Origin of the sequence: Brevibacterium renqingii (genome assembly GCF_017808105.1) — a bacterium.
Taxonomy (GTDB): domain Bacteria; phylum Actinomycetota; class Actinomycetes; order Actinomycetales; family Brevibacteriaceae; genus Brevibacterium; species Brevibacterium renqingii.
This window is the reverse complement of record NZ_JADBHF010000018.1, coordinates 1-16,536: the sequence shown is the minus strand read 5'-3', so window position 1 is coordinate 16,536 and position 16,536 is coordinate 1. Positions and strand designations below refer to the sequence as shown.

The 16,536-nt window shown below is 62.3% G+C and carries 17 protein-coding genes and 1 pseudogene; 10 read left to right on the top strand and 8 right to left on the bottom strand.

The window, feature by feature from the left end:
* Nucleotides 1-37: 37 nt before the first annotated feature.
* Nucleotides 38-955 carry a hypothetical protein gene (locus IHE57_RS15170; protein ID WP_253720381.1) on the bottom strand — a complete coding sequence of 306 codons (918 nt, stop codon included), beginning with the start codon at nucleotides 953-955 and terminating at the stop codon, nucleotides 38-40.
* Nucleotides 956-1,303: 348 nt separating this feature from the next.
* Between IHE57_RS15170 and IHE57_RS15165 the strand changes: the two genes are divergently transcribed.
* The 5 genes from IHE57_RS15165 to IHE57_RS15145 all read left to right on the top strand — a co-directional run bounded on the left by IHE57_RS15165 (nucleotide 1,304) and on the right by IHE57_RS15145 (nucleotide 6,044).
* A complete protein-coding gene (locus IHE57_RS15165) occupies nucleotides 1,304-1,792 on the top strand; it encodes an FtsB family cell division protein (RefSeq protein ID WP_209325415.1) in 489 nt (162 codons plus the stop codon).
* Nucleotides 1,792-2,382 (top strand): DUF501 domain-containing protein, encoded by a 591-nt coding sequence (locus IHE57_RS15160; protein ID WP_209374409.1) that lies wholly within the window; start codon nucleotides 1,792-1,794, stop codon nucleotides 2,380-2,382. Before IHE57_RS15165 ends, IHE57_RS15160 begins: the two co-directional genes overlap by 1 nt.
* A 9-nt stretch (nucleotides 2,383-2,391) precedes the next feature.
* Nucleotides 2,392-3,339, top strand: coding sequence for a Ppx/GppA phosphatase family protein (locus tag IHE57_RS15155; protein ID WP_209325413.1), 948 nt, complete (start codon nucleotides 2,392-2,394; stop codon nucleotides 3,337-3,339).
* Nucleotides 3,336-4,580: a S8 family peptidase gene (locus tag IHE57_RS15150; protein ID WP_209374408.1), complete on the top strand. Its 1,245-nt coding sequence runs from the start codon at nucleotides 3,336-3,338 to the stop codon at nucleotides 4,578-4,580. Before IHE57_RS15155 ends, IHE57_RS15150 begins: the two co-directional genes overlap by 4 nt.
* Before the next feature lie 90 nt (nucleotides 4,581-4,670).
* Nucleotides 4,671-6,044, top strand: coding sequence for an NAD(P)/FAD-dependent oxidoreductase (locus tag IHE57_RS15145; RefSeq protein ID WP_209325411.1), 1,374 nt, complete (start codon nucleotides 4,671-4,673; stop codon nucleotides 6,042-6,044).
* A gap of 199 nt (nucleotides 6,045-6,243) precedes the next feature.
* Here the strand turns inward: IHE57_RS15145 and IHE57_RS15140 are convergent, their stop codons facing one another.
* The gene (locus tag IHE57_RS15140; RefSeq protein WP_209325410.1) at nucleotides 6,244-6,849 is read right to left on the bottom strand and encodes an NAD(P)-dependent oxidoreductase; all 606 of its coding nucleotides are present in this window, start codon (nucleotides 6,847-6,849) and stop codon (nucleotides 6,244-6,246) included.
* 110 nt (nucleotides 6,850-6,959) lie between these two features.
* Between IHE57_RS15140 and IHE57_RS15135 the strand changes: the two genes are divergently transcribed.
* A complete protein-coding gene (locus tag IHE57_RS15135) occupies nucleotides 6,960-7,337 on the top strand; it encodes a winged helix-turn-helix transcriptional regulator (protein ID WP_209325495.1) in 378 nt (125 codons plus the stop codon).
* Between the two features lie 30 nt (nucleotides 7,338-7,367).
* Here the strand turns inward: IHE57_RS15135 and IHE57_RS15130 are convergent, their stop codons facing one another.
* Nucleotides 7,368-7,832, bottom strand: coding sequence for a hypothetical protein (locus IHE57_RS15130; RefSeq protein WP_209374407.1), 465 nt, complete (start codon nucleotides 7,830-7,832; stop codon nucleotides 7,368-7,370).
* A gap of 126 nt (nucleotides 7,833-7,958) precedes the next feature.
* Here IHE57_RS15130 and bioB point away from each other — a divergent pair, with 126 nt between their 5' ends.
* A complete protein-coding gene (gene bioB, locus IHE57_RS15125; RefSeq protein WP_209374406.1) occupies nucleotides 7,959-9,218 on the top strand; it encodes a biotin synthase BioB in 1,260 nt (419 codons plus the stop codon).
* A gap of 232 nt (nucleotides 9,219-9,450) precedes the next feature.
* On the opposite strand, the gene IHE57_RS15120 is transcribed toward bioB, so the two are convergent.
* Nucleotides 9,451-10,341 carry a bile acid:sodium symporter family protein gene (locus tag IHE57_RS15120; RefSeq protein ID WP_209374405.1) on the bottom strand — a complete coding sequence of 297 codons (891 nt, stop codon included), beginning with the start codon at nucleotides 10,339-10,341 and terminating at the stop codon, nucleotides 9,451-9,453.
* Between the two features lie 120 nt (nucleotides 10,342-10,461).
* Between IHE57_RS15120 and IHE57_RS15115 the strand changes: the two genes are divergently transcribed.
* Nucleotides 10,462-12,099: a sulfatase family protein gene (locus IHE57_RS15115; RefSeq protein WP_209374404.1), complete on the top strand. Its 1,638-nt coding sequence runs from the start codon at nucleotides 10,462-10,464 to the stop codon at nucleotides 12,097-12,099.
* A 273-nt stretch (nucleotides 12,100-12,372) separates the two neighbouring features.
* Here the strand turns inward: IHE57_RS15115 and IHE57_RS16810 are convergent, their stop codons facing one another.
* The 4 genes and pseudogenes from IHE57_RS16810 to IHE57_RS15095 form a co-directional block, all read right to left on the bottom strand.
* Entirely contained in the window at nucleotides 12,373-12,726 is a 354-nt protein-coding gene (locus IHE57_RS16810) for a transposase (RefSeq protein ID WP_209374402.1), read from the bottom strand.
* Nucleotides 12,624-13,142 (bottom strand): IS110 family transposase, encoded by a 519-nt coding sequence (locus IHE57_RS16805; protein ID WP_366933989.1) that lies wholly within the window; start codon nucleotides 13,140-13,142, stop codon nucleotides 12,624-12,626. The genes IHE57_RS16810 and IHE57_RS16805 overlap by 103 nt, the downstream gene beginning before the upstream one ends.
* An 81-nt stretch (nucleotides 13,143-13,223) precedes the next feature.
* Nucleotides 13,224-13,442: pseudogene (locus IHE57_RS15100) on the bottom strand (recombinase family protein); the annotation flags it as partial.
* Nucleotides 13,443-13,468: 26 nt separating this feature from the next.
* Complete coding sequence (locus IHE57_RS15095; RefSeq protein WP_209374400.1) at nucleotides 13,469-13,816, bottom strand: hypothetical protein; 348 nt, start codon at nucleotides 13,814-13,816, stop codon at nucleotides 13,469-13,471.
* A 606-nt stretch (nucleotides 13,817-14,422) separates the two neighbouring features.
* Here IHE57_RS15095 and IHE57_RS15090 point away from each other — a divergent pair.
* Together IHE57_RS15090 and IHE57_RS15085 are read left to right on the top strand one after the other, a co-directional pair.
* Complete coding sequence (locus IHE57_RS15090; protein WP_209374398.1) at nucleotides 14,423-15,877, top strand: APC family permease; 1,455 nt, start codon at nucleotides 14,423-14,425, stop codon at nucleotides 15,875-15,877.
* Complete coding sequence (locus tag IHE57_RS15085) at nucleotides 15,874-16,527, top strand: aminotransferase class III-fold pyridoxal phosphate-dependent enzyme (RefSeq protein ID WP_209374396.1); 654 nt, start codon at nucleotides 15,874-15,876, stop codon at nucleotides 16,525-16,527. Before IHE57_RS15090 ends, IHE57_RS15085 begins: the two co-directional genes overlap by 4 nt.
* Nucleotides 16,528-16,536: the final 9 nt, after the last annotated feature.

Here is a 16,536-nt window from a genome sequence, read left to right as displayed (position 1 = left end):
CGCTGCTTCGGGAAGAGACGGCATTTGCGGTGAGGGATCAGGCCTGTATCTTCTGTGCGGCCCGGATGGCCCGCCTGATCTCTTCGAACTTCGCCTCCTGAAACAGCTCCTTCCAGCTGATCCGCACCACCCGCCAACCGCGGTCACGCAGCCACTGCTCGCGGTGGCGCTCCCTCTCGAGCTCCTCCCGGGGAACTCCCGTGATCTGCGGTTCCATTCCCGTGATGCCGTGTTGGAAGAACCTCACCGCGGCAATCGACTCGGCGGGGGACTCTCGACGAGGGTCGGAGAGATCGATCGCCGACCTGACCTTCGAGACGTTCCTCTTCTCCAGGCACTGTGCGAGAGTCTCGAAGGTCTTGGTCTTGCTCGTCAGTCCGCGGCGCAGCGCATCGTCGAGCATCGCCACGGAGATGTCGAGGTTGTAGCTGCGTGCGACGTCGATGAGTGTGCGCTCGAGGGTCGTCACCTCGGCGCCTCCGATGGTGGTCCGATGCGAGCGAGGGATGCGACTGCCGCGGACGTGGATGCTTTTGAACCGACGGTTGATGCCGGGGCGGACGACCTCGACCTGATGGGTGACGGGGTAGGCGACGGGAAGGCTGTGCATGAGGGCCGCTGAGATGTGTGAGAAGACCTCTGGCGGCGGATTCGATTTCCCTGCGTCGGTCAGTCGGTCGGAACGCTGGGCGTAATGAGCCATCACCGAGGCGTTGAGCTCTTCCACCTGGTCGCGCATGTCGCCGTGTTCAATGAAGACCTGGTGCACCTTCTCATCGATGCTGGCCCACAGAGGTCGGTGGAAGTCCTGGTCGCAGACATGTCTGACGAGGTACGTGCCCCTCGACAGCCGGCGCAGACAACAGGAACGGGCGCGTCTGATATCGCTGTGGTTGAATCCGAGCCGGACGATCTCTTCGGTGCTCACTCGTTTGTACATGGATACAAAGTGCATCAAACTACATGAAAGCGCAATGGCAGCGTGCCTGCCTGTGGATAACCCTGTGGATGACTGTTCGTCGTGTGCGAAGAGTCTGAACGGCATGACGTATGTGACGGGACCAGTCCCGCGCGCCACGCACCCGCAGCGTCGAAACATCGTGCAGGAACAAGAGGTCATGGTGCCGATGGTGATGGGTGCCTCAGTACGTGTAGGCGAAGCTGCTCGTGCGAGGGTGTACCGGCAGCGGTGCGGAATCGAACACGCCATGAGGGCGAAATCCTCGCGCTGCGTGTGCGGACACGGCAGACTTGGAGATGTTGCGACACCCTTCCCCGATCCCCGGTCGCAGAGGAAAGAAGCATGGTCCCGAGCAAGCCCAGAAGAAGTGCCCCGAAATCGGCTCCTGGCAAGGCCTCCCCTCGTCGACGCCCGAAACCGGTCGTCGAAGCCGATGCCTCCGCTGACGTGCACCGGCACCGCATGTCCTGGCGCACCGGAATGTTCCTCGTCGTCATCGCCATCGTCCTCTTCGCCTTCCTCGCGCCTTTGAATTCCGCGCTGAAGCAGGCCCAGCAGATCGCTGCGCTGAACAATGAGATCGAGACCACGCGCGCCGAGGTCAAGAGCCTCGAGAAGAAGAACGAGAACCTCAAGGATCCCGAATACATCAAGCGGAAGGCCCGGGCGGACCAATACTACGTGGAGAAGGGCAAGAACGCGGTCATCGTGACCAACCAGGAGGCCGTCGACGAGGAGTCCGAGTCGGATCGGACGGTTCGCAAGCAAGCCTGGTACCTTGAATTGCTGGAGTCGATTCAAGAGGTCGGCAATACCGTGGAGAAGAGCTGATGATCACAGAGTGCACCGAGGCGGATTTCGCGATCCTGAAGGACCAGCTCGGCCGCATTCCCCGCGGAGTCGTCGGCATCGCCGCCCGCAGCGGCTCCGGTGAGCCTCTCGTCGTCGCGACGGCTCCGCGACTCGAGGACGGCACCCCGTTCCCGACGACCTACTACCTCACCCATCCGGCCTATGTGGCGGAATGCTCTCGTCTGGAGGCCTCGGGGATCATGGCCGAATGGACAGCCGAGCTCGGCGACGACGAGGAGCTCGCCGGCGAATACGCCGCCGCGCACCGAGCCTATCTGGCCGTTCGGTCGGAGATCGGCTCCGCAGCGGGTCTCGCCGAGGTCGAGGAGATCAAGGACTACTCGGCCGGCGGTATGCCCAGTCGGGTCAAATGCCTGCACGCGCTCGTCGGCCATTCGCTCGCCGCCGGTCCCGGAGTCAACCCGATCGGGGATCGCGCGCTGACGTTCATGGACGATGTGCCGCCGGTGGCCGAGACGGTCGCCGAGCCCGCTTCCCGGGCCGAGACGGACGCGCCCGGGAGTGCGGACGTCGCCGAGGCCACCGCCCCCACCGAATCGACTGACTAGGACCCGACCATGCGTGTTGCTGCCCTCGACTGCGGAACGAACTCCCTGCGCCTGCTCGTCGCCGATGTCTCCGCCGACGGCGCACTCACCGATCTTCGCCGCGAGACCAGGATCGTCCGTCTCGGCCAGGGCGTCGATGCGACGGGCGAGTTCGCTCCCGAAGCTCTGGAGCGCACTTTCAGCGCGGCAAGGGAATTCGCCGAGGTGGCTGCGGAGTATGAGCCGGAGAAGCTGAGGTTCGTCGCCACCTCTGCCAGCCGCGACGTGAAGAACCGCGATGAGTTCTTCGCCGGCATCTTCTCGATCTTCGGCGTCGTCCCCGACGTCATCACCGGCGATGAGGAGGCGCGACTGTCCTTCCTCGGGGCCACCGCCGAGCTCGGCCCAGCAGACGGACCCTTCATCGTCATGGACCTCGGAGGCGGCTCGACTGAGCTCGTCCTCGGCACAGAAGACGTCGAGGCGGCCGTGAGCATGGACATCGGATCCGTGCGCCTGACCGAACGGCACCTGCCTGTCGAGACCCCTGACGACGAGCAGATACGGGCGGCGATCGCAGACATCGATGCCCAGCTCGACCAGGCCGCGCAGATCGTCGACTTCTCGGCCCCGCGCACCTTCATCGGAGTCGCCGGCACCGTCACCACTGTCACGGCAGGCGTTCTCGGCCTCGGCAGCTACCAGCGAGAACGCATCCACGGTGCCCGCATCAGCGTCGCCGACGTCGACCACGAGGCCCGGCGGCTGCTGGCGATGGACCGCCAGTCCCGTGCGGATCTGCCGTACATGCACCCGGGGCGCGTCGACGTCATCGGTGCAGGCTCCCTGCTCTTCGCCCGCATCGTCGCACGGATCGACCGCGCGGTGACCGAGGCCGGCGGTGAGCTCGGCATCCGCATCTCTGAGACCGACATCCTCGACGGGACAGCGCTGGATCTCGCGCTGACGCGGTCGTGAGAGCGGCAGCCAGACTCGCCGCCGTCGCCTTGCTGGTCCTCGGGCTCGTCGTCGGCACCACGCACCCGGTCATCGCTGCGCCCAAAGCCGGGCCCGGTCAGTGGTTCATCAAGGACTACGGCATCGACAAGCTCTGGAAGACATCCACCGGCAAGGGCGTCAAGGTCGCCGTCATCGACTCGGGCGTGAACGCCGACCATGAAGACCTCGGCGGTGTCGTCGGCAAGTCCAAGGACTTCAGCGGACTCGGCAAGGACGGCAAGACTCCGATCGGTGGGAAGACGACGATCCACCACGGCACCGCAGTCGCCGGAGTCATCGCCGGGAAGGGGACCGGGGCGGGTCCGATCGGTGTCGCCCCTGATGCGACGATTCTCTCGGCGTCGATGTGGCTGGGCCCCGACCGGCCGAAGGAGTCCGGCTCAACCCGCGAGCAGGCCGACAAGGCCATCCGCTGGGCCGTCGACTCCGGGGCGAAGGTCATCAACATGTCCCTGGGGTGGGACGATCCGGGGTGGCCGGAGAGCTGGGACAAAGCCTTCTCCTATGCCTACAAGAAGGATGTGCTCGTCGTCGCCTGCGTCGGAAATGCCTCCCAGGGCGCGACCCAGGCCTGGTCTCCTTCGACCGTGCCTGGGGTCATCGGCGTCGGGGGGCTGGACAAGAAAGGCAAGGTGCTCGAGGACTCCACCGCTCCGGGCACCGCTGTCGACCTGATGGGGCCGGCCGAAGACATCCCGATTCCGTACTACAGCGGAGGCTACGCAGAGGGCCAGGGCTGTTCCTTCGCCTCGCCGATCGTCTCCGGAGTCGCGGCCCTCATCCGAGCGGACGACCCGAAGCTCAGCGCCGATGAGGTGAGAGCGAAGCTGCAATCGAGCGCGAAGCCGGTCTCCGGACACAAAGGAGTGAGCAAGAAGGGTGATCCGGATCCGATCGTCGGATGGGGCCGTCTCGACCCGAAGGCCGCGCTCAAAGCCGAAGTCCCCGCGAAGGTGCCCTCCGCGGAGAAGCAGCTGGAGGACTGGGTGAAGATGCACCGCCGCGGGGAAGCGGAGGCGAAGGAGACTGAAACCGCGTCGCCGGACGAGAGCGAGAGTCCGCAGGCCGTTGCACCCACGGACATCGCCGCTTCCCAGCCGACGCCCACACTCGGCTTCGTCGCCCTCGGTGCGGGTGCTTTGGTTTCGGTGGTCCTCATGGTGGCCTCGCTGCTCTCCTTCGCCCGCCGCAGACGCTGATTCCCCGGTCCGGGACAGCTCTGATCTGGGTGTTCGAAGCCTGTGGAGAAACAATTAGTGAAAGTTTTCACAAGGGTCTAGCATGGGAATATGGCACTCATCAGAAACTCAAAACTGCGTCCACGAATCCTCGTCGTCGGTGGCGGCTACCTCGGCCTGACCACCGCCCAGAATCTGCTGAAGAACCTCGGTCGGGGCGAAGCCACCGTCACCGTGGTCGACCCCAACCCGTATATGACCTACCTGCCGTTCCTCCCCGAGGTGGCAGCCGGTTCGATCGAGCCCCGCCACGCCGTTGTGCCGCTGCGTCGCAACCTGCCGGGCGCCGAGGTCATCACCGCGAAGGTCACCTCGATCAACCACGCCGAGAAGTTCGCCACCATCGAACCCGAGAACGACGAAGCATTCGAGCTCGACTATGACCACATCGTGCTCGCCGCCGGTTCGGTCGCTCGTGCGCTGCCGATTCCGGGTCTGAAGGAGAACGCGATCGCGCTCAAGCGCATCGAAGAAGCGGTCGCGCTGCGCGATCACTTCCTCTCCCGTCTGGCCGATGCCTCGCTGATGGAAGACGACGAGGAACGCCGCAAGGCTCTGACCTTCGTTTTCGTCGGCGGCGGGTTCGCGGGCATCGAGGCTCTTGCCGAGCTCGAGGACATGGTCCGCTCGGCCATCGCCCAGTACGAGACGCTGACCGAGGCCGATGTGCGCTTCGTCCTCGTCGAGGCTGTCGACCGTGTCATGCCGGAAGTCGGCGAAGCTCAGGCCCGATGGGTCGTCGAGCACATGCGTGAGCGCGGAATCGACGTCTACCTCGAGACCTTCCTCCAGGACTGCACCGATAAGCACATCAAGCTCTCCAACGGTGAGGAATTCGACGCGGACACCATCGTATGGTCGGCCGGCGTCAAGGCGAATCCGGTGCTCATCGACTCCGATCTGCCGATCAACGAGCGCGGCAACGTCACCGTCCGCGCTGACCTGCGGGTCGAAGGCGATGACGGCGTCGTCGAGGGTGCCTGGGCCGCCGGTGACAACGCCGCAGTCCCCGACCTCTCCGGCGGCGGCGTGGGCGGCTACTGCGTGCCCAACGCCCAGCACGCAGTGCGTCAGGCTCCGGTTCTGGCCGCAAACGTACTCGCTGCGCTGCGCGGAGAGACCGAATTCAAGCAGTACTTCCACAAGACGATCGGCACCGTGGCGGGCCTCGGTCTGTACAAAGGCGTCTCGCAGATGGGCGATTTCGAGGCTCGCGGTCTCCTCGCCTGGCTCATGCACCGCGCTTACCACGGCTACGCCATCCCGACCGTGGACCGGAAGGTCAAGGTCTTCGGCAACTGGTTCTTCAACGCCATCCTCGGACGGGACACCATGCCGCTGGTCGATCTCGACGTTCCGCGCAAGAACTTCGTCGAGGCCGCGAACTCGAAGCCGGCACCGAAGAAGGAGTCCGCGAAGGCCTGATCTCAGGCATTCGCAGCCGGTGCCATCCGGTATCCAGCCCTGATGAGGCGAAAGCGCCGGGGATGCAGTCATGCATCCCCGGCGCTTGCCTATTCAGCACCCTCTGCGTCAAGCGCAGCCACCGTCAAGTCCAGTCTGCGTCTGTGAAAGGCGCCGGCGACGGCAGGGCACGCTTTGCCCCCGCCTGCGGGAGCCCGGCTCAGTTCGCGACGGTGAACCGGGAGTCGATGTGCTTCGGATCGAGGATCTCGTCGACCATGGCCACAGCGAAGTCCTCTGCGGAGATCGAGTCGCCGGCCGGAACGTCGAGTTCGCTGGTATAGATGGCGGTGCGTTCGCCCGGTGCGATCTCCGGGGCGGGGGAGATGAGCGTCCACGGCGAGGGATTCGCCGAGCGCAGCAGCTCGAGTGCCTTCGTGCCGGTCTCGGACTCGGCCTTGTAGGCGGGCGGGAATCCCGGAGTGTCCTTGAGCATCACATCACCGACGAACAGCGACCCCGCACCTCCGACGACGAAGAGACGGGTGTCGCCGCTGGCCTTCGCCAGAGTCGACAGGGCATCGAGCCATTCCTGGTGGTCCCCGCCGGTGCGGCTGGGGCCGGTCGTGGACACGATGACATCGTGAGTGGCGGCCATCCGGGCGGCGAGCTCGGCATCGGACATATCGCCTGTGAGCGAACCAGCCGCATGGGGGACCTCGGTGCCGGAGCGGGTGATGGCAGTGACCTCGATTCCGCGGGAGGCCGCCTCGGCGGTGACGCGTGATCCGATCATGCCCGATGCTCCGAAGAGTGCGATCTTCATCTGCTTCCTTTCGTATGGCATCGCAGATGCGATGCGTGGAGTCGTATGCCGACATGATCACAGTATCTTTGAGATATCGAGTACCTCAAAGATACTATTGGATCATGGCCATGAGAGTTCACTGGGAAGGCGATGCCTTCGACCCCGAATGCCCGACCCGGATCGTGCTCGACCGGGTCGGGGACAAGTGGACGGTGCTCATCGTCGATGTCCTCGACGCCGGCCCGAGGCGATTCAGCGAAATCCGTCTGGCCATCGGCGGGATCACTCCGAAAGTGCTCACCTCGACGCTGCGCTCCCTCGTCGCAGACGGGCTCGTCGACCGAGAGGTGTATGCCGAGACTCCGCCGCGGGTGGAGTATTCGCTGACCGAGCTCGGGCGGTCCCTGCAGGAGCCCGTCACGGCATTGCGCCAGTGGGCAGAGGCGAATGTCGCGGCGATCGCCGGGAATCGGAATCGTCACGAGGAGAGGACCGCTCGCGTCTGAGGACTCGGACGACGAGGATCGCGGCGATGATCAGCCGCGGGTGAGCTCGCCGAGAACGGCGACGAACTGGCGCAGACGGCCGGCGACTCGGTAGACGCGAGGGGTGCCGGAATAGACCCAGTTGTTCGTGATGAGCGAGGCGCTTGCACCATTGGTCGCCTGCTTGAACTCCTTCACGTCGAGCGTCGCTCGGGTGTCGTCGATGAGCCGCCGACGCAGCTCGTCGGTCATCTGAGTCCAGTGGTCGGCCGCTTCGAAGTCGACCTCGACCCAAGCGCCGTCCTGCTCACGGCAGGCGAGTGGTCGGGAGGCGATGACACCGGTGATCTGACGAGTCTGCGAAGTTCGACCGGAGGAGTCCGGGGCGGCGGCCGCGTCCACGATCACAGCCGGTCCCGGGAGCACCTTCGAATCATCGAGAGCGGGAATTCCCTGATCTGCGAACTCGTCGATTCGCTGTGGCTCGAGGCGCCTGTCGAGAAGAAGGATGGACATGAGTCGATCATGCCCCAAACGGGGCCGGGAAGCGAGGGGTGGGAAGGCGCCCCGATGTGCGGTCTCAGCTCGTCGTCCACCGCGCCTGATTTTGCTCTCAATTGAACAGTGTTCAATAATGACGATATGGATAGGTACTTGTCACTCGCGGAGCGGGTGCTCTCCGGTACTCCGGCTGCCGTTTCTGATGCCCGTGCGATTCTGTCGTCTCCTGATGAGGATCTGCTCGACCTCGTTGCGGCCGCAGGCCGACTGCGCCGTGAGCACTTCGGCAATCGGGTCAAGGTCAACTACCTCGTCAACCTCAAATCCGGTCTGTGCCCGGAGGACTGCAGCTACTGTTCCCAGCGACTGGGCTCCGAGGCGGAGATACTCAAATACTCGTGGCTGCCCCAGGCCGAGGCCAGACGGCAGGCAGAATTCGGCCTGGCCGGAGGCGCCTCGCGCGTCTGCCTCGTCGCCTCCGGCCGCGGTCCGTCGAATCGGGATGTCGAGCGCGTCTCAGGCATGGTCGAGGAGATCAAGTCCGCCAGTCCCGACGTCGAAGTCTGCGCGTGCCTCGGATTCCTCAGGGACGGCCAGGCGCAGCGTCTCAAGGAAGCAGGCGTCGATGCCTACAATCACAATCTCAACACTGCGGAGTCCCATTACGCCGACATCTGCTCGACCCATACGTTCGCCGATCGTGTCGATACCGTGGACAAAGCCCGCGGCGCCGGGCTCTCTCCCTGCTCGGGTCTCATCGTCGGCATGGGCGAGACGAACGACCAGGTCATCGAGACGATCGAATCGCTCAAAGCCGTCGATTCCGACTCGATCCCCGTCAACTTCCTCATCCCGTTCGACGGCACTCCTTTGGAGGGAACCAACACGCTGACCCCACAGCACTGTCTGCGGATTCTCTGCGCCGTGCGCTTTCTGTGTCCGGACCGCGAGCTGCGCATCGCCGGAGGCCGCGAGATGCACCTGCGCTCGCTGCAGCCGATGTCGCTGCACGTGGCCAATTCTCTCTTCCTCGGCGACTACCTCACCTCTGAGGGACAGGCTGCCGAAGAGGATCTCGACATGATCGTCGACGGCGGGTTCGAGATCGTCGGCACGGACAGTGCCCAGCAGCTGCGCGATGAGCTCAAGGCCTACCGGGCAGCCCATCAGGCCGCCTTCGACAGTGCAGCGCCCGTCGACACGAAGCGCGACGAGACGAGGGGCGAGGGCACAACTGCTGTCGATGCCGAGAGCGTGCCCCCCTCGGCGCCGACCGCGGCCACCACCCTGCCGTGCGGCAAATCGCTGCCGCCAGTCGGTCACGAGGCCGATGGTTCGGGTGTGAGGATTCCGACGATCCGTCGCCGAGGTGCCGGCACGGAGCTCTCTCCCAATGCCTGAGCCTGCACGGAGTCCCGGTCGAAGTCGCGCACAGGCTCGCCATCCCATGCAAGCGAGCCCGCGGACGCGACCGCAGACGCTTTCTCTCTCTCGAGTGCTTCAGCGGTTTCACGTCGCATCGTTGTCGGTCGGAGCCAATTCTGTAGTCCCCAGCGCTTTCAAGGACATTGTGGCTCAGGCAAGCTCTTTCCCTGAGGCGGAGTGATCCGTATCTCCGCAGGAGAGAAGCGCATCAGGTGCGTCGCCGATGCGGCGGATCGGCCTCCAGGGGCTCGAGCAGGGCCATTCTGATGTTCTTCGACATCAGCGTGGCCAGGAAGAGGAGGAGGAACATCATGACCGTGTTCAGGAGCACGACTGTGAGGAATACCAAGGGATCCTCGAAGCTGCCCTGGGCGACGATGACCGCGGCGGCAGTGTTGCGCTGTGCGGTGCCCAACGCCCCGATCTGCGACTCCGTCGGCTGGGCCAGACCAGCGCCGTGACCGACGGAGAAAGCGATGAGCAATGCCAGCACACCGGTGCCGAGTGCGACCCACATCCGCGCGTCTGCGAAGACGTCGATGTTGCCGACCAAGGTGGCCGCGAGCATCGCGTACAGAGTCACATTGGACAGTCGTGCCACCCATGGCTGGACGACAGCAGTGAATGATTCAGCCGCTGCGTGCAGGACCATCCCCACCGCCATCGGGGCGATCGTCTGCAGCAGGAGGCTGGCGATCATCGCCTGCACATCGATCTCGACTCCCGTGATCAGCAGCGGCAACAGGATGGGAAGGACGATGACGGTGCCGACCATGAGCACCGTCTGCACAGTGGCCCCGGCCGCGACGTCGTTGCGGCTGCGGGCAGTGAGTTTGATGAGCAGTGGGGCACCGGCCGCGGCCGAGAAGATGATCAGGCCCGATGCGTACGGCCCATCGACGCCGAAGATGCCGATGAGGAAGATCATCAGCGCGGGGACGATGATGAAGTTGGCCAGAGCCATTCTCAGCAGGTACTGCCAGTGGCGCAGGTGAGAGAGAATATTTGCGGGCTTCTGCGTCAATCCGACATTGAGCATGGCCGAGACGACGAACACCGGCGTCAGCCAACCCACCATGGACTGCGCAAGCTCCTGCATCCGCCGACTCCTTCGCTTTCTTCTTCCGCCCCGGATATTCTCAGACTAACCGGTGGCCGGCGGGCCCTGACCGGCTGGGAGGGCGGCGTGCCGCTGTGACGACGACGAAAGGGAGTGGAAATGGCGCACAAGCGACCGAACATCCTGTACATCCTGGCCGATGACTTGGGACAGGGAGACGTCTCCTGCTTCAATCCCGACGCACAGTTCACCACGGAGAACATGGACCGCCTGGCCCGAGAGGGCATGCGCTTCACCGATTCCCATTCGACGTCGGCCCTGTGCACTCCCTCACGCTATGGACTGATGACCGGCCGCTACAACTGGCGCTCCCCGCTGAAGCGCTCGGTGCTGCCGGGAGACTCGATGGCCCTCATCGAGAAACATCGTCTGACGGTGCCCGAGTTCCTCCGCTCGGCGGGATATCGCACGGCGGTCGTGGGCAAATGGCATCTAGGACTCGACTGGCAGCTCAAAGACTCCGGCGACGATCTCGAGTCATTCGGACTCGACCCTGACGAACACCCTTGCCCCGAGCATCGGTATGGCCGGAACGGGAACTTCGACCCGCAGCACCTCTACGAAGTGGAAGGCCTCGATATCGACTATTCCAAGCCGGTGACCTTCGGTCCCGATGAGATGGGCTTCGACTACTCTTTCATCACGGCGGCCAGTCTCGACCAGCCGCCATTCGTGTACATCGAGAACGGCCAGGCGCAGGGAATTCCGTCGACCTTCGGCGGGGACCAGTACCACCTCGACCGCCGCACCGACTCCCAGCAGCAGCAGATCCAGAAGGGTCCGATGGTCGACGGCTACGACGTCGCCCAGGTGGCTCCCCGCTTCCAGGCGAAAGCGCTGGAAGTCCTCGACGATATGCTCGCAGCCGACGATCCGTGGTTCCTCTATGTGCCCAGTCACCTCGTGCATGGTCCGATCATCCCGAACGAGCCGTGGCAAGGCCGCAGCGGTGTCGGACCATACGGCGATTTCGTGCTCCAGTTCGACGACTACGTCGGACAGCTCGTCTCTCGGGTCGACGAGGCTGGGGCCGCTGATGACACGATCATCATCGTGACTTCGGACAACGGAGCCTCCGGGGTGGCCGGACTGCCCGCTCTGCGTGCCCAGGGGCATGACCCGTCGAACGGCTGGCGGGGGCACAAGACGGACATCTGGGAAGGGGGCCACCGTGAGCCGCACATCGTCAGGTGGCCTGGGCAGATCGAACCGGGATCGTGCAGTCGTTCCCTCATCTCGCACTCTGATCTGTTCGCCACGATTGCCGAGGTGCTGGGGCTGGGCGTCCCTGATGATGCGGCGGAGGACTCGATCAGCAACCTGCCGCTGTGGCGAGGGAGCGAGGGCCCCGTGCGCACGGACGTCGTCTCCCACTCGGGCGGAGGGGGCTTCGCCTTGCGTCAGGGCGAATGGAAACTCGCCTTCACCACGACCGGAGACGGCATGGATGCCGACTGGGAGGCTGCTCACGGTGGTCCTGCCACTCGTTATGTCCCGGCCCAGCTGTATCATCTCAGCGAGGATCCTGGCGAGCAGAACAATGTGATTGACGATCACCCGGAGCGTGTGCACATGATGCAGGCTGTGCTCGAGGACCACATCGCTCGCGGCAGGAGCACCCCGGGGCGGGATCAGCCGAATCATCGCAATGATCCTACGGGGGAGTGGCCGCAGATCGACTGGATGAGCAGTGCGGATGAAGTGCGTGCCCGGGCGAAGAGCCAAGGTCTCGGGTGAAGACCTGCACGCCGAGTTTCTGCAGATCCCTACGAGCGCCAGCGGCTCTGCAGGTGTCGGAGATCCTCCGGCATTAAGGACTGAAACGAAGCAGTTGGGTTTCCGATGACTGCTCGATCTCCCGTTGAAGTCGACTGATCTTCGCAAATGGCATCGTCGCAGATGCCTTTTCCATGGTCCCCCCAGTGGGACTCGAACCCACACTGAATCGATGTGGAGTCATGGTTTTCGCGAGTTTCCGTGGGGTGGCGTCTGCCCCTAGAAGTCGGGGAACTATGCACTTTTAGAGTTCGTGTAGTTGCCATGAGTTTCCGTGGGGTTCCGTTGAAAAAGATGGGTAAGCGTGGGGCGAGTGGAGTGGCCGCTGTGGTTGATCCGGTGTTTCCTGCTGGTCATTCCCGAGCCTGTGGGGACGGGGCTGATGCCAGCTAGTTTCACGAACGCGGGTTCGGATTTGAGGAGGTCGGGATTCTCGCCAGTGACGATGAGGATGTCCGTGGCGGTATCGATGCAGAATTGTTCTATCAGTTGTGGTGCTCGAGCGTTGACAAGCTCAGCGATGAGACCGCTGAGGTCTTTGAGTTTGTCATCGAGGTTGATCCACCGCCGGGCAAACGAGAGCAACATGTGCCGAATTGGGTCATCGGGATGCTCCAGTTTGCGCGGTTGCAGAGCGGCGCAGTGACGAGCCAGGGTGATCTGAATTTTCCAGCAGTCTCTTCCCGCAGCTGCTCGGGAACGTGGACGAGCATCACTTTCAGAGTCACCATGGTGGCCGTTCGTGCTTTGATCGCGGTGTCGTGGGCGACCTTGAACTGGCGAATCATCTCCACAGCCCCATCCCCGGTCTTAGGCGCTGCAGTGGCGAAGCCGGCCAATACGGCACGGGCAGCGTCCTCGGCATCGAGCGTGTCGGACTTGCCTTTGAGATTTCGTAGTCGTCGATCCGGTCGAGATACTTCGACGACCGTGTGACCATGCCCGCGGACGAACGAGGTGAGTCCGGCACCGTAAGAACCTGTGCCCTCAACCCCGAAGGCGATGATCTTCCCGAAGCCTGTCGCTCACTCCGCGAGCTGCCTGAAGCCGGCAGAGTCGGTAGCGATTGTCAGACTTGCCAGGACCCTTCCCGGGGTGTCCACCACGGCGGCGACATGGATGTCTCCGTCAATGAGAGCGGAAATCGCACGGTCAAACTGTGGTCGTGAGGCTCGTGCTCCCGAGACCCCTTGATCGATGTAGAGGTCATCGTGGCGAACGCCTGCCGCACGCAGATCGTCCACTTGCCGATCGGTTGACTGATCGCGAGTTGAGACTCGCGCGTAGCCGATCAGTTTCCCCATCGAAGACCTCCATTGCGTCTCGAAATTCACGGCGACAACGCCATTCCACCTTCCAGATTACGATGCAAAATTGCGAGAAGGCATCGAGACTTAAGTGGTCCGAGATTTGTCCCGGCCATGTGTTTTAGTTCCGGTGATAGCTGGAGGTCTCTCGATGACGCTATGCCGTTGTGCGCGAGCCGCAGACGCTCAATTGCTAAAGGGCTCGGCTTTTGCATCCCGAGAACCCACTGGTTGACCGATTCTGTTCCGTGGGCTCCAGCAATGTAGGCAACCAGAAGAACCCCGAGGCGAGCTCTAAGTTCGACCGCCAACGACTCTAGAGGAAGGGTTTCAGCTTCCTCACGAGCGCGTTGTTCAATAGCAGCAGACATTTTCCAAGTGTACCAATTCTGCCTTGCGATGAGGGGCTCTGGATCGATTGAGACAAACGCCCGATGCCGATCGAGCCAGTCTTGCAACCCTAGGGATCCGGAACGTCTCATGGATGCCTGACTCAATCGTTGCTCGGTCAGGCTGAGTTCCGCGGGTTTTCAGTCTTCTTGAGCAGTCGGCGCTTTCTTGTATCTATGTCTTGTAACCTCCGAGGCGGATTGTTGTACTCACCGCTAGATATGAGACACAGTCGAGGAGGTCTCTGTCGAGAGTTGTTCGAGATGTCCGAGTATTGCCGTGCGACCAAGCTCGCTGGCGGATGCATAACGCCCTCAGCATTGCGACCACTCAGAGTGTGTCGCGCCGCCCTTTCAAATGAACCTGTCAAACGACCCATAGTTCATGCCCTTGGCTGGGCCCGGACGAGCTGCCACTTCTCCTGGGCTGGCGCGTTTTGAGCGTGAAGACGGTTCATTCTGTTGGGAACTTCTTGATTCCGGACCGGAACCGAGTATCCTCATACTGAACATGAAAATGTTTCATGTTTGAGTGGTTTCGGTCCGAGACCACGACGCGCAGACAAGGACGTTCGTGCAGGGGGAGTGATGACTCAATCAGATCCAGTTTCAAAACCGTTGAATCGACTACAAGGAAACCTTGGGGTAACAAGTATCGTCCTCATGGTGGTGGCCGCGGCGGCTCCGCTGACCGTGGTCAGCAGTAATGTGCCGCTGGCCATCGCTTTGGGGAACGGTGTGGGGGCACCCTATGGATTCATCCTCGCAGCCGTGGTGTTGTTTCTCTTCTCGGTCGGATTTGTGGCGATGTCGCCCCGGGTGACCAACAGCGGTGCATTCTTTTCATATGTCAGGCTCGGATTGGGCCAGCGCCTCGGCAATGCAACAGCTGCGATCGCGCTGATCGCCTACACGTGCATTCAGTGTGCAGTGTGGGGATTCCTTGGTGTCGCTACTAACACGCTCATCGAAGGTTACACAGGCTTTGGGCTGCCCTGGTGGGTGTATTCGTTTGCGTACATCCTCATCACAGGTGTCCTCGGCTACCGTCACATTGAGCTGAGTGCAAAAGTGCTAGGAGTAGCGCTTGGAGCCGAAATCTTGATTGTCGTCATCTACGACGTAGTCGTATTCGCGGTGAGCAGCCCTGCATCACTCGGTGGAGCTATCGGTCCAGTCGGTACACTCGTCGACCCGGGAATCGCGACCGCAATAACTTTCGCTATTGCTGGCTTCATGGGCTTCGAGGCCACAGTGGTTTTCCGGGACGAAGCAAAGAATCCCGAAAAGACGTTGCCTCGTGCTACATACATATCGGTCTTCCTCATTGGTGGCTTCTATGCTGCGTCAGGGTTCGCGTTGATTGCGGCGACTGGAGCTTCCGAGGCAGTGGCAACGGCAACCCGGTCAGTTAACGGTGATGGAACCATGTTGACGGACTCGATGGAGATGTACCTTGGGACGATTGCTGGGCATGTCGTTCAGATCCTGCTGGTGACATCGTTGTTTGCTTGTGCTCTGTCGTTCCACAACGTGATTGCTCGCTATGTGCTCGTAATGAGTCAGGATGGTCTGCTGCCGACGAGACTTGGGCGAATCCATGAAAAGCATCAGTCGCCCTATGCTGCTTCTCTCACTCAATCGATCAGCGCCGGTGCCCTACTACTGATCCTTGTGATATTCGGCCTGCACCCCATTGCGCAAATTTACGGCTTTATGGCCGGAGTGGCAGCGATCGGATTCCTACTGTTGATGACTTTGACATCGATTTCTGTCTGGTTCTACTTCCGGTCCCAGCCTCATCGACGAGGCGGAAGTGCGTTCAAGCTGCAGGTGATCCCCGCAATAGCGGTGATCGCACTGGTGGTCACCCTTGTTGTCGTCCTGAGCAAGTTCACCTTAGTGACCGGGCTCTCCGTCCCGACCAGCGCAGTAATCGCAGCAGTGCCCGCGCTGGCGGGTGTCATTGGCCTATTCGTAATGACTCGCACAAACCCTTCTGACGCTACCGATTCGAACATCCCGAGTAAAGGAAGACGATGAACATGAACCCTGAGCACGATTACGCACTACCGATTGAGGCGCGACGAGCAGACTATGATCCGCTCCACGTTGTCGACGCCAAAGGCGCATGGCTGACTCTGGCCGACGGCCGAAGGGTCCTCGACTTTCACAGTCAATATATGTGCATTGGAATCGGCCACAAACATCCCAAAGTGACTGAAGCTCTTCACCGCGCTGTGGATGAACTCGATTATGTGAGCGAGGTGATGATCCATGACAGAAGACTTGATGCTGCTAAGCGCATTACTCAGGAAACCGGAGACCCGGACCACTGGAGAGGATGCAGGTTCGTGTCTTCTGGGTCTGAGGCTGTCGAAATGGCAATCCTTATCGCTCGCACAGTGATGCGAAGGCCGCGCATAGTCGTGGCACAAGCGGGCTACCACGGCTGGACCTCATCGGCTGCTGCTTCGACGACCCTGCCCCACATGCGCAACAACTTTTTTGACTTCGGGAACAACCGATATACGAGCGTACTGACTGATCAGCCACCGTTCTTGGGAGCCCCCACGCCGACCCCAGGGGCCGATGAAGACGAGGTGGTGGATTGTTTGAGAGAAACCGAAGGGACTGCTGAAGGTTTGGTTGACTCCTGGGTTTATGCCGCCAGGGCGACGGCCTTTTGGTGAACAAGCTCG

Bases quoted from the DNA above. Each gene is read 5' to 3' on its own strand.
- IHE57_RS15170 (WP_253720381.1), bottom strand. From the start codon at position 955: ATGCACTTTGTATCCATGTACAAACGAGTGAGCACCGAAGAGATCGTC.
- IHE57_RS15165 (WP_209325415.1), top strand. From the start codon at position 1,304: ATGGTCCCGAGCAAGCCCAGAAGAAGTGCCCCGAAATCGGCTCCTGGC.
- IHE57_RS15160 (WP_209374409.1), top strand. From the start codon at position 1,792: ATGATCACAGAGTGCACCGAGGCGGATTTCGCGATCCTGAAGGACCAG.
- IHE57_RS15155 (WP_209325413.1), top strand. From the start codon at position 2,392: ATGCGTGTTGCTGCCCTCGACTGCGGAACGAACTCCCTGCGCCTGCTC.
- IHE57_RS15145 (WP_209325411.1), top strand. From the start codon at position 4,671: ATGGCACTCATCAGAAACTCAAAACTGCGTCCACGAATCCTCGTCGTC.
- IHE57_RS15140 (WP_209325410.1), bottom strand. From the start codon at position 6,849: ATGAAGATCGCACTCTTCGGAGCATCGGGCATGATCGGATCACGCGTC.
- IHE57_RS15135 (WP_209325495.1), top strand. From the start codon at position 6,960: ATGAGAGTTCACTGGGAAGGCGATGCCTTCGACCCCGAATGCCCGACC.
- IHE57_RS15130 (WP_209374407.1), bottom strand. From the start codon at position 7,832: ATGTCCATCCTTCTTCTCGACAGGCGCCTCGAGCCACAGCGAATCGAC.
- bioB (WP_209374406.1), top strand. From the start codon at position 7,959: ATGGATAGGTACTTGTCACTCGCGGAGCGGGTGCTCTCCGGTACTCCG.
- IHE57_RS15120 (WP_209374405.1), bottom strand. From the start codon at position 10,341: ATGCAGGAGCTTGCGCAGTCCATGGTGGGTTGGCTGACGCCGGTGTTC.
- IHE57_RS15115 (WP_209374404.1), top strand. From the start codon at position 10,462: ATGGCGCACAAGCGACCGAACATCCTGTACATCCTGGCCGATGACTTG.
- IHE57_RS16810 (WP_209374402.1), bottom strand. From the start codon at position 12,726: ATGTTGCTCTCGTTTGCCCGGCGGTGGATCAACCTCGATGACAAACTC.
- IHE57_RS15095 (WP_209374400.1), bottom strand. From the start codon at position 13,816: ATGTCTGCTGCTATTGAACAACGCGCTCGTGAGGAAGCTGAAACCCTT.
- IHE57_RS15090 (WP_209374398.1), top strand. From the start codon at position 14,423: ATGACTCAATCAGATCCAGTTTCAAAACCGTTGAATCGACTACAAGGA.
- IHE57_RS15085 (WP_209374396.1), top strand. From the start codon at position 15,874: ATGAACATGAACCCTGAGCACGATTACGCACTACCGATTGAGGCGCGA.